The organism is Flagellimonas algarum (genome assembly GCF_040513375.1).
Taxonomy (GTDB): Bacteria; Bacteroidota; Bacteroidia; order Flavobacteriales; family Flavobacteriaceae; genus Flagellimonas_B; species Flagellimonas_B algarum.
Window position 1 is genome coordinate 481,277 of record NZ_JBEVTG010000002.1, and the last position, 12,081, is coordinate 493,357.

General features: G+C 47.9%; 7 protein-coding genes. 1 reads left to right on the forward strand and 6 read right to left on the reverse strand.

Annotation, left to right across the window (positions count from 1 at the left end; all coding sequences use genetic code 11):
- Window positions 1-2: 2 nt before the first annotated feature.
- The 6 genes from ABV409_RS09380 to ABV409_RS09405 form a co-directional block, all read right to left on the reverse strand.
- On the reverse strand, window positions 3-2,807 hold the full coding sequence (locus ABV409_RS09380; protein ID WP_353877326.1) for a TonB-dependent receptor: 2,805 nt from the start codon (window positions 2,805-2,807) through the stop codon (window positions 3-5).
- Between the two features lie 112 nt (window positions 2,808-2,919).
- Window positions 2,920-5,316, reverse strand: coding sequence for a penicillin acylase family protein (locus ABV409_RS09385; RefSeq protein WP_353877327.1), 2,397 nt, complete (start codon window positions 5,314-5,316; stop codon window positions 2,920-2,922).
- Window positions 5,317-5,387: 71 nt separating this feature from the next.
- The gene (locus tag ABV409_RS09390; protein ID WP_353877328.1) at window positions 5,388-7,370 is read right to left on the reverse strand and encodes a protein-disulfide reductase DsbD family protein; all 1,983 of its coding nucleotides are present in this window, start codon (window positions 7,368-7,370) and stop codon (window positions 5,388-5,390) included.
- Window positions 7,367-8,674 carry a tRNA lysidine(34) synthetase TilS gene (gene tilS, locus ABV409_RS09395; protein ID WP_353877329.1) on the reverse strand — a complete coding sequence of 436 codons (1,308 nt, stop codon included), beginning with the start codon at window positions 8,672-8,674 and terminating at the stop codon, window positions 7,367-7,369. The genes ABV409_RS09390 and tilS overlap by 4 nt, the downstream gene beginning before the upstream one ends.
- A gap of 9 nt (window positions 8,675-8,683) precedes the next feature.
- Entirely contained in the window at window positions 8,684-9,991 is a 1,308-nt protein-coding gene (locus tag ABV409_RS09400; RefSeq protein WP_353877330.1) for an anthranilate synthase component I family protein, read from the reverse strand.
- Window positions 9,992-10,001: 10 nt separating this feature from the next.
- A complete protein-coding gene (locus ABV409_RS09405) occupies window positions 10,002-10,535 on the reverse strand; it encodes an NADPH-dependent FMN reductase (protein WP_353877331.1) in 534 nt (177 codons plus the stop codon).
- A gap of 130 nt (window positions 10,536-10,665) precedes the next feature.
- On the opposite strand from ABV409_RS09405, the gene ABV409_RS09410 reads away from it, so the two are divergent.
- The gene (locus ABV409_RS09410) at window positions 10,666-11,847 is read left to right on the forward strand and encodes an acyltransferase family protein (RefSeq protein WP_353877332.1); all 1,182 of its coding nucleotides are present in this window, start codon (window positions 10,666-10,668) and stop codon (window positions 11,845-11,847) included.
- Window positions 11,848-12,081: the final 234 nt, after the last annotated feature.

Sequence of the window (12,081 nt, forward strand, 5' to 3'; positions counted from 1 at the left end):
AATTAGAATTTGAAATTGTAGGTTATGGACGGGATCGGGATTGCGAAAATCGAGCTTTGCAATGCCTTCACCTCTCCATTATCGGTCACGAAAAACACCGAATACGGGTTGTTGCGACCCAGCACGTTGTAAACTGATATGGTCCAGAAACTATGGGCCAATTTGTTCTTTTTATGATTCCCCTCGATATTGACCCCCAGGTCTAAGCGATAAAAATCAGGGATCCTGAATTCGTTTCTGTTGCTGAAGGCCACGAAATCGGCATTGTTGAAACGGAACGTTCCAATCGGGAAGGTCACCGGTCTTCCGGTCTGATACACGAAATTGGCCGAAATGCTGTAGCGTCTTGTGAATTTGTAGTTCGCGATCAAGCTGACGTCATGGGGCTTGTCGAAATTCGAAGGGAAAAATTCCCCATTGTTGATGCGTTCTTCACTGAACGGGCTGTCGAAGCGGTAAAACGAACGCGAATAGGTATAACTTAACCAGCCGTTGAGATCGCCTCGGTTTTTCTTTAAGAGGAATTCGACCCCATAGGCCTTTCCATCACCTTGCAATACCTCGGTCTCTACATTTTGGTTCAAAAAGAGGTCCGCACCGGTTTTGAAATCAAGGACATTGTCCAATCGTTTGTAGTAGCCTTCCAGACTGACCTCAAACTCGTTGTCCTTAAAGTTTTTGTAGAGGCCCAAGGCCCCTTGGTAGCCCGTTTGTGGCTCGATGTTCAAGTCTGACAACTTCCAGGTATCGATCGGCGATACCGTCGTATTGTTCGATAAGGTATGGATGAACTGATAGGCATTGTTGAAACTGGCTTTGATCGAAAAATCAGGCGCCAACAAATAACGGGCAGAAAACCTGACCTCCGGCCCTCCATAGGTTTCGATGACCTCACCACTACCATATTCGATGGTCTCCACCACCGTGGACTCATTCCGCGGTTGTCCGTCGACATAGGTTCGTTGCGTGCCTTCGCCCAAAGCCGCGAAAAAGGCATAGCGCAGCCCGATATTCACCAAGAATTTCTCGCCGATATTGATTTCATCACCAATGAACAAAGCCCCTTCAATGGCCCGTTCACGGTCGACGGCAAAATCGGTGATATCGGATTCACTCCCCGTAGGTTCAATACTTCCCGGATTGACCGAATAAAACTTGGCCGCCAGTCCATAATCCAAGGCATGCTTGTCATTGACTAGGGTCTTCATACGGTATTTCAATTCCGTTTCGTTGATGCTGTAATCCAATTCGAAATCGGTATTCGATTCCCCATCGAAATCAATTCCGAAACGATAGTCGCTATTGGCAACGGTCAGGGCACCACTGGTGCGTTCATTGAACTGTTGGTCCCAACGGAAGGAGAACAGACGGTTCGAATAATTGTATAACGAATCGGAAGTAATGCTGAAGGCATCGCGGCTGATGTAAGCTGTTCCTTTGATCTCGCTTTTGTCGCTCAAACGATGATGGTACTTGACAATACCATCGAAAAAAGAGGCTTCGCTGTTGTTCAAGGATTCTTCATCGAGCGAACGCAAAATCCAATCTGCGTAGGCGCCACGAGCACCGATAATTACCGAAGAGGTGTCTTTTTTGACCGGGATCTCCAAAGCCAAGTTCCCCGTCACCGGGCCAATGGAACCTTCACCCGAGAACTTTTCTACATTTCCGTTTTTAGTGCGGATATCGAAAACGGACGATAGGCGCCCGCCGAATTCAACGGGCACGCTGCCCTTATAGATATCGACCCCTTTGGTCGTAAAGGGATTCAGTGCCTGGAAAATGCCGAAGAAATGTGTCGGATTGTAGATGACCGCATCGTCAAGCAATACGAGGTTCTGGTCGGTTTTGCCTCCCCTGACATTCAAACCTGTTGCCCCTTCACCGGCTGAAGAAATACCCGGGAGGTTTTTGGCAATCTGCAAAATATCACGTTCGCCCAAAACCAAGGGGATGTTCTTTGATTCTTCGAGGTCGATCTGTTCGGTGCCGGTTTCGGCATCCTCGACATTACTGATGGCGTCGGCCTCCAAGATGACTTCATCCAATTGTTCCAGTCCTTCTTCCAAAACCAAATCCAATTGACCGTCATTGTACATGACCACTTCGCGTTCCGAATCAGCGATTCCCATAGCGCTGGTTGCGATGACGTTATAGCCCGAAGGCAACTCGATGGAATAGCCCCCGTTCGCATCGGTCACGGCAATTTCGTTGCTTCCTTTGATACGAATGGCCAGATCGGGTATGGCCTCGCCCGTACGTTGGTTAATGGCCCTTCCGGTCAAAACGTAGGTCGATTTCAAACGCCCTTCCAAAGCTTTTCCGATACGAACCACCGGGTAGCGGGTCTTGCGCTTCCGCACCCCGTCATTATAAAAGACCGGAGGGGGCAAGGCACTACTGACCCCAGTGACCGTGGCATTCGTTGAATCGGCTTTCTTACCGAAAAAATCACGCGGTAAGGCGTCGTAAATGATGGTATTCTGTAATAAGATGACCCTGTTTTCGGCCTCTAAAACGTAATAGTTCAATTCGGTGTCGGCCAAAAGCGTCTCTAAGACCTCGGAAAGTCCCGCAGCCTCAAATGTTGCAGAAATCGTTTTGTCGGTGAGCCATTCAGAAACAAAGAAGAACTGGAGTCCGGTCTGTTGTTGTACCGCTTTTACCGCCTCTTCCAGATTGGTTTCGGAGAAGGATGCGGTAACCGTTTTTTCTTGCCCATTCAAAGCAATAACGAATAAAAAGAATGGGATTAATAGGACATAGGATGACAACGACGGCATCCGTCGGACCTTTTCTTCTTGCATAGCACCTGAATTAGCTAGTTGTAAGTTATAAAAAGATTTCAATCCTTTAAAGGGTTGCGTGTGCAATCGGGTACATTTATACCTTAAAATGATTGAAATCAACAAAATAGTATCAATTCGTTGGTTCAAAGTCCAACTGGCCGATCGCTCTCGCCTTGATTTCTTCTTCGTTCATCAGCATGCCACGGTATTCCCCATTTGCATACATTTCAGCCTGATCCCGATAATGGCGACTCAACGGATTCCCTGATTGCCCCGTAGGTAAGATGCTCATGCTTCCTTCGATATCCGAAAAATCGATGATCCTCCGCGTGGAGGGAATACTCGTCACTTTGAACGTACCGTCAGCTTGTCTTCTAAAGCCTTGGTTATTCAGTGTTCCACCCGTACCCGATGTTGGCATTGGTCCTACATTGAAATATTTACGTAGCGAGGCCACGCGTCCGATAGGATGGTCGTGTTCCAAAAAGTGTACCCGATCCCATGTCCAGGTCGTATAGTCCGTCCCTAATTCATCGGTCAACTGTGCCCAGGCATCGTGAAAGGCCTTGGTGATGATCATCGCTTTGGTTTCGACAATGTCGTCGGTCGCTAGATCGTCCCACCATTTCGATGCCTCGTCATCAAAGATCATACGCATCTTTAACTGCACCCCATAGGAGGCGTATTCGGCAATCGAATCGAACTCATCGGCGAAAATATCGCGATGCAAGTTTTGTCTGAATTTTTCGTAAAACACGGCGGGTACGCTTTTGCCGTCAAAGCGACCGTCCCATTTATCGGCCAAGTCCAAAAATCCAACTTGTCTGTCGCTCAATCCGCTTACATCCAGCTGCGAAAAACTACGCTTTAAAAATTCGGCGCCCGTTCTAAGGGTAATATCATTGGCCATGTCCATCATGTCGTTCTTGGTCCATCCGGTGGGTTTTTCTTCCATCCGATCAATGATGCGTCCGGCCCGAAATACCGAATTGGCGAAATAACCCGGCACGTACATCCCGGATATGGAGTCAGGTTGGTTGTTCGCCGAATATACATAGTGCCATGGCGGATTGATGGCATGGGGGTTGTGTTCGAAACCAAGGTATGCGGTTGGGTCATCGTCTCCGGTCGTTCCGTCCAAAATGAACTTCGTACTGGTGCTGTCGGGCATGCGATATAGCTTGGCAGTTCCCCACCATGCGATATTACCATCGGCATCACCATACATGACATTGAGCCCGGGAGCATGGATGTTCGGCAAGGCCGTTGCGAATTCTTCGATGGACTCGGCATGATTGATACCATACAAACCTTCAACGAGTCGGTTCTCAAACTGGGTAAACAACCAATGCATACTTACCAAGCGATCCCCTTCGACCCGGGTTCGGTTGGCGAAATTGTCATTGACGATCGGCCCTCTATGGGTCTTGCGATATACGAATTCCACATCAGGGGCGTCTTTCACCTTGATGGTCTTTGTTACGAAATCGAAGTTGCGCCATTCACCTTTAAAGCGGTAACGCGTCGAATCTTCAGGATGGGCTTCCTCATAGTAAAAATTGGTATCATCATTAGCTAACATGGTGAACCCATGGGCCATAAAACGATCATGTGAGAGCAAAGGAAAAGGAACCCCGGCCAAGTAATAGCCGTATTTTTCATAATCAGGCGTCACCAAATGCGCTTCATACCATACCGATGGTTGGGCTTGGGCAATATGGGGGTCGTTTTCGAACAACACCTTGCCCGTTGCGGTCTTTTCAGGGGCCAGTACCCAACTGTTGCTTCCGTAGATCTCAGGAATCGGAAGTCTTGACAGGGCATTGTCCATCTGTTCATGCAAGGCCATCAAACCGTTCGCCGTACTATCGGGATACACTGGGATCTTAAGTGAACCGGGCACTTCGCTTTGAAACAATGGGTGGGTGTACACGGAATCAAGCCGGTGTAACAAATTGGTATTGACAATATCGCGTGCGCCCTTGTTGAAGGTAAAGCCCATATAGGACACCGCGTTGTACACATCCTTAAGATCGAATTTTTGTTTTTCGAGCCCGGTCAAATAAAATTCCACCGGGGTCGGCCCGTTATCAATGAATTGGTTGATGCCGTCGAGATAGGCTTCTGCCAATTGTACCGAAGCTGCCGATCGATCAAGTTTCGCCAGGGCTTTTTGGTTATAGTCGTCAATTCCTAAAGACAAAAAGAACTTATCGGTTTCCAAGGTCAAATCCCCGAATATCTCGGATAATCCTCCCGACCCGGCTCTACGGAGCAGTTCCATTTGCCATAATCGATCTTGGGCATGCACATAGCCCAAAGTGCGTATGGCATCGGTTTCATTATCGGCATAAATATGGGGTACCCCATAGGCATCGAAGTATACTTCGACCCCTTGGTCGAGGCCTTTCAATTCCTGTTTCCCCTCATAGGTAGGGGTCAGGCTATTCAAAAAGATGAAAATGAAAAGGGCAAGAATTGCAAAAAGGCCCAGCAGCGCGAGCAGGATTTTTTTAAGCCGCTTCATAGTAAGCAAAGTTAGTTTTGCTTAAAGGTAGCTTATTTGGAACAATTCTATCCGTCCAAATCCAAATCAGATCAATTCATGGAGAGCTGGTAACGTTCCAACCCAGACTGCAGCCAAGCTTTGTAAGTCGGTACATCGACATACTGCACGGCATGGTTCAGCACTTCAAGTTCGGGGGATAACAAGACATAATAAGGTTGTGAAGCGGCACTGAAATTCAGGGTTTGAAAGGTACCCCATTTCTGGCCGACGGTCTTGATTTTTTTAATGCGCCCGTTGTCAAATTGAAAGTCGAATTGCTCATCGATGGGAAGTGCCTTTCGATCATCAACATATAACGAAATGATAACATAGTCGTCACGCAACATGGAGTAGACCTGTTGGTCGCTCCATACGTTTTCTTCCATTTTTCGACAGTTCACGCAAGCCCAGCCCGTAAAATCGAGCAAAATGGGTTTGCGTTTCGTTTTGGCCACGGCCAAGCCTTCATCGAAATCCTTGTAGCACTCCAAGCCTAAAGGACAATCACTTTCCGAAGCCTGTATGGTGTAAAAATCAGGTGGCGGAAAACCACTCAAGACTTTCAGACTGGTCAGGTTCATCAAACCGAGTACCAAATAGACCGCCGAAGCAATACTGAGCAAGCCCACGATCTTTCTAAGAGCAGACGGTTTCTGTTTCGGGCCATCATGCGGAAATCGGAATAGTCCAAATAAATACAATGCCAGCAAAACGAACAACAGGATCCAAATTCCCAAAAAGAGCTCTCGCTTAAGCAAGCCCCAATTAGCGACCAAATCGGCATTGGACAAGAACTTGAATGCCAAGCCCAATTCAAGGAAGCCTAAGACCACCTTGACCGTTGTCATCCACCCGCCGGACTTCGGTAGGGAGTTCAACCAGGCCGGAAATAGGGCGAACAGGGTGAACGGAAGGGCCAGGGCCAATCCAAAACCCGTCATACCGAAGGACAGGTTGGTAGCCACGCTACCTTCAGCCAAAGCCGTGCTTCCCAACAATCCTCCTAATATCGGTCCGGTACAGGAGAAGGAAACGATTGCCAAGGTCAAAGCCATAAAAAAGATCCCAATGGCTCCGCCTATTTTAGCCGAAGCCGCATCCATCTTATTGGCCCATGAACTTGGTAAGGTCAACTCATAATATCCGAAAAACGAAAAAGCGAAAAAGACGAAAATGGCAAAGAAGAAGAGGTTCAACCAGATATTCGTAGCGATGGTATTCAAGATTTGCGAATCGACCGAATCGAACAGATGAAAGGGCAGGCTCAATAAAAAGTAAATCAATACGATGAAGAATCCATACAAAGCCGCATTGGTGATCCCTTTCGCCCTATTCGTCGATTGTTTGGTAAAAAAGGAGACGGTCAACGGGATGAGCGGGAATACGCAGGGTGTCAGTAATGCGATCAAACCACCCAAAAATCCCAGGCCAAAAATCATCCAAACCGCCGAACCGTCATTGGGGTCGGCCGCCCCTTCTGCCACAAGCCGGTCTTTTGCTTTCAATTCTACCTCCAATTTCGCCGACTTGGCAACACTATTGGCATCAACAGCCGTTGCCGCCAATGGGGTAACGGAACCGCCGTCCAACGCGATTTCGAACACTTCTTCTTTAAGGATGCAGACTTCCTTACAAATCTGGTAATACAGCACCACTTTCAATTGCCGTGTATCGGGCTGAAGCAGTTTGATACGTTGCGTAAACAAGGCCGTTTCTTTGAAAAAGGTTTCGTCAACATCGAAGACCTCCGTGTACTTGGTGTAGGTCTTGCCTTCTTCGGTCTTCCCCACCAATTCGTAGTCGATCCCTGCCCTATCGAATTCGAATTCGCTGGGCATGGACCCGCCTTCAGCCGTATACAGCGAATACACGAACCAGTCTTCGAGGATTTTTCCCTTGAATCGTAATTCGTACTCCAAGGCGTTGATTTGCTCCACTTCATGGGTCCAAACCGCGGGTTCATCTTCCGTTTGCGCTTGCAATAGCCACCCTGGCAGAAAACAGAGTGCGATCAATAGTATGTTTCGAATCACTGTACGGTGAATTTGAGTATGTTGTCGGTCGAGGGGCCCACTTTGAACCGTTCGTCGAGTCGCTTTCCGATTACCCAGACGATCGCATCACCGGAGCACAGCAACCATTGTGCTTCCTTGGCGAACCCATCGTATTTTTCGTCTTTAAAGAATTTCGAGAGCTTTTTACGCCCCCTCATCCCTAAGGGATAAAAATAGTCGCCTTTTTGCCATTTCCTTAACAATAACGGATAGTTTAACTTTTCCTTGTCAATAAAAGCCACATTGGCAGCTGGGTCGGACACGGTCTTCACCATAGTGATATCCATGGCCAAGGGGTGGTCGATATACCCTTGGGTCTCGGAAATCCAAAATTCGGCGTCCTGGGTTGCATTCGCTGGTTTGAGCAATAGCCTTCCGCGGTCCTTAAGCAAACGGTGGGTTTTCGAGCGGATTTCCTTACCACTGTCGGCCTTAAATAATTTCGCGACCTCTTCCGGCGCAGTGAACCCAAAATCTTTGAACAGCCAAAACAAATGGGTTGGTAAGGGGTCAAGGGCCATGACCGATGCCAGATCGATCTGGTAACTCCCATCACCTCGATTCTGGAAAAGGCGATCGCGCACCCCATCGATATGCATTTTGACGAGTTTTTCGGTAGCTTCAAGAAAGTGAAGGCTTTTCAAGAAATGTGCTAGAAATTCGGAATGCAATCCTTTTAATGCAGGCACCACCTCATGCCGTACCTGATTTCTAAGGTACTTGGTATCTTGGTTACTTCGGTCTTCTCGCCATATGTATCCTTGAGCAAGGGCAAATTCAAGAAGTTCTTTACGGGAAAAAGGCAATAAGGGCCGTTTGATCGTGCCATTGGAGGCCGGGATTCCCGATAAGCCCTCAATGCCCGTTCCTCGTGACAGGTTGATCAAAAAAGTTTCCAAACGATCATCGGCATGATGGGCGGTCAAAACCAAATCAAAGGCCGTTTCCTCGACCAAGTCGTTGAACCAGGCATACCGCAACTCCCGAGCACGTAATTGGGGGGACGCTTCGCTTGACGACAATTGCCCCTTTAGATCGAAGACTTTCGTAAAGTAAGGAACATCAAGCTTTGCCGCCAATTCAGCTACAAAGCGGGCATCCCCATCACTTTCAGACCCTCTCAATTGAAAATTACAATGGGCTAAAGCAAAGCGCAGGCCGAGCGCTGAGCACAAGCGCGCTAACACCACGCTATCCAACCCACCGCTACAAGCGATAAGTAAAGCTTGTGTCCGGAGTTCGGGGAATTCGGAATCGATATGTCCTGCAAATTGATCGAGCACCATACAAAGTTACGGATATCCATCACCTTCGAGAACCTTGCGCATGGCCTTCGCCTTCAAAAGACATTCTTCGTATTCGTTAGCGGCCTTGGATTTGGCGGTGATCGCACTACCCACCGAGAAAGAAAGGAAACCCGATTCGGCATCGTAGAGGATGCTTCGGATGACCACACTGAAATCAAAGTCATCTTCGGGGGTGAAATACCCTAATGCCCCACTGTACACCCCTCTTTTGGTACGTTCGTATTTTTCGATCAAACGCATGGCTGAAAGCTTGGGGGCGCCGGTCATGCTTCCCATCGGAAAACTCGATTTAATCAGTTGTACACTATCGATTTCAGTAACAACGGAACAACTTATGGTCGAAATCAATTGATGTACTTGTTTGAAGCTGTATACTTTGCACAACTCTTCAACGGTTACACTCCCTTTTAGGGCGTGTTTTGACAGGTCGTTCCGTACCAAGTCGGTAATCATGATGTTTTCGGCACGTTCTTTTGGGTCTTGCTCCAAGTGAAGACCGATCTTTCGATCGGTCGAAGGGTCCTCCGATCGTGCCGCGGTACCCTTTATAGGTTGGGTAATCAGCCGCTTGCCCGTACGTTTCAGGTATCGTTCGGGGGACGCCGAGAGCAGGAAGCGCGATTTGAATTTTGCAAAGGCCGAAAAAGGCGCTTCGGATAAGGTGTTCAAGTTCTCATAAGCTGCCATGGGGTCAATTTTGACATTTTCAGCATAGAATTCCTGGCAAAAATTGGCTTCATAAATATCGCCCCTGTGGATATGTTCTTGTAGGGCTTCCACCTTTTGATGATAGGCTTCTTTTTTGATGCGGAGTTTGATCTTTATGGGGGAAGTCGCCACCTTAGGTAGCATTCGAGTCCTTGACTGCAAAAGGTCGCGAATATCTTGGGCAAGGGATCCGTGGACTTCGGTCCTATAGTGGAACTCGGCGGTTTCGCCGAGGAGTCGAACAATTTTTTGGGGTTGGAAAAAGTACAATTCCGGAAAGCCCAAACCATCCTGACCCAAGGATTCCAAGTCCTCAAGCTCGTTTTTCAGGTCGTAACCCAAATAGCCGAACAACCAATCCTTTTTCTCATTTTTGAACCGTTGCAAGGCCTCAAAACCATCTTGCGGGTCCCAACCGATAGCATCGACGACGCCTTCCGCGAATATGACGGAAGCTGAGGAATAGGCATCCTGACGCCCATTGGAATCCAAAAAAACCGCTGTTTCGGAACGATTGGCCCATTCACGGAGCTTTGCCTTGAAAGCCTGGGGATCTGTAATGGGGATGCTTTGCGTTACGCGCAACTCGTAAAAATTAAAGCGCTTTTAAAAAAGCATCCAGGGCCTCTTGATGGGCCGCGTTCAATTCGGCATCGACGATTCCTTCCGAGTCGTCGAAATGCTGTGAAAAAGAGGGCAATGTAAAGGTAGCTGCAAGTGTGGCTCCAAATCGGGGCAATAACTGGGCAACGACGTCCAAGGCACCGACCCCTCCCCTTTTACCGGGTGAGGTCGCCATCAATAGTACGTGCTTGTCTTCAAGGAAATTCCGCTCCAATCGAGAAAGCCAGTCCAGTACGTTCTTGAAATAGGCCGATGGATTGCTGTTATGCTCGCTAACCGAAATGATCAATCCATCCACTTTTTGGATATCGTCTTTGAATTCGATCAGGGAGTTGGAAAACCCTTTCTGGCGTTCTTCATCCTCACTGTACATCGGAAACGGATAATTAACCATATTAAGCAATCGGGTCTCATGCCCTTCGATTTTAGTCAAGGTATGTTTGACCAAGCGATAGTTGATGGAAGTGGAAGAATTGCTTCCTGCGAATGCTAAAATCTTAGCCATAGCGAAAAATGATCGATGTTTCTGCGAAAATAGCCCAAAATCGGCTCACCGGCTGAATTTTGGCTAATTTTGCAAGGTTGGACATCCGAACGGATTGTTTCACAAGTATATAGGGGAAAACCTCGTAGCCATGACCAAATCGAGCCGGTTGTTCTTTATCGATGCCATGCGCGCCTGGGCCATCTTGATGATGCTGCAGGGCCATTTCATTGATGGCTTATTGGATCCCGGCTTTCGGGATGCTGCCAATCCGATCTATAAGACCTGGTTGTATTTTAGGGGTATTACCGCTCCGGTCTTCTTTACGGTTTCCGGGTTCATTTTCACGTATTTGCTGATTCGATCTAAACAGACCGGTTTGTCTAATCCTCGAATAAAGAAAGGCGTTCGTCGCGGGTTACAACTCGTACTCATTGGCTATCTGTTGCGGTTGAATGTTTTCGGACTTTTCCAAGGTCGCATCTATGGCGGCTTCTATCTCGTTGACGTCTTACACTGTATCGGGCTGGCCTTATTGGCGATTATCGGACTCTATTTGCTTAGTGTACATCGTCATAAGCTGCTTTTTCCCCTACTCCTACTAGCAACGACCTTAGTGCTGTTCACGTTTGAACCGCTTTACAAACAATGGGCGTTCCCCTATCTACCCGAAGCATTGGCCAACTACGTGACCAAAGCGAACGGCTCGGTCTTTACCATCATTCCCTGGTTGGGCTACTCGACCATTGGTGGGTTCCTCTCGGTTTATTTCCATCGGTACCACAATGCGAAATGGCTATACCCCATTTCGATATTCGCAAGTTTGGCGATAGGGGCTGCCCTTATCTACGGTTCCTCCGGTTTTTTTATGGATAGTTATCGGGCTACCGGCATCCAGCTGTTCGAAATGATCCAAATGAACAACTATCTGTACATCCGTTTAGGGAATGTACTCGTTGTTTTCGCTGTCTTCATGATCGTACGGAGTATCTTGACCGCTCCTTGGATCATCAAAATCGGGCAGAACACCCTGTCGATATACGTCATCCATTTCATCATCCTCTATGGTAGTTTTACCGGAATAGGTTTGTACCGATTCTTTAAATATTCCCTTTCCCCCGATTGGGCCATAGGAGGCGCCATTGCCTTTATGGTCGCGTGTACGGTACTTGCACTGGTCTACGACCGTCACGAAGTATGGGTCAAGGAACGGCTGCACTGGGTGACAGTGACGATTCGCGGCTTTTTTCTACAGCATGCCGCTCCGCAATTGAAGCGGGTTTGGGTAAAAGGAAAAGCTGCTTTGACACGACTTTTCGGGCTAGCTAAATAGTACCGATTCCGTTCATCGACACTTTTCGGTTACCCGGCATCCATAAGCTCCCTATCGCGGAATACGAGGGTATTCCTGAAGCAAACCGGCTTAAATTAGCAGCATGATTCCCCCGAATCACTTGACTGAATGTAGCTGAGGTTTTGATTTTTTGATGTGTTATAAAAAGACAATGTTCCTACCACCATTGTCTTTTTTTTTGTTCCCAAAGTCCTGTTAAACTTGCGACTCCCG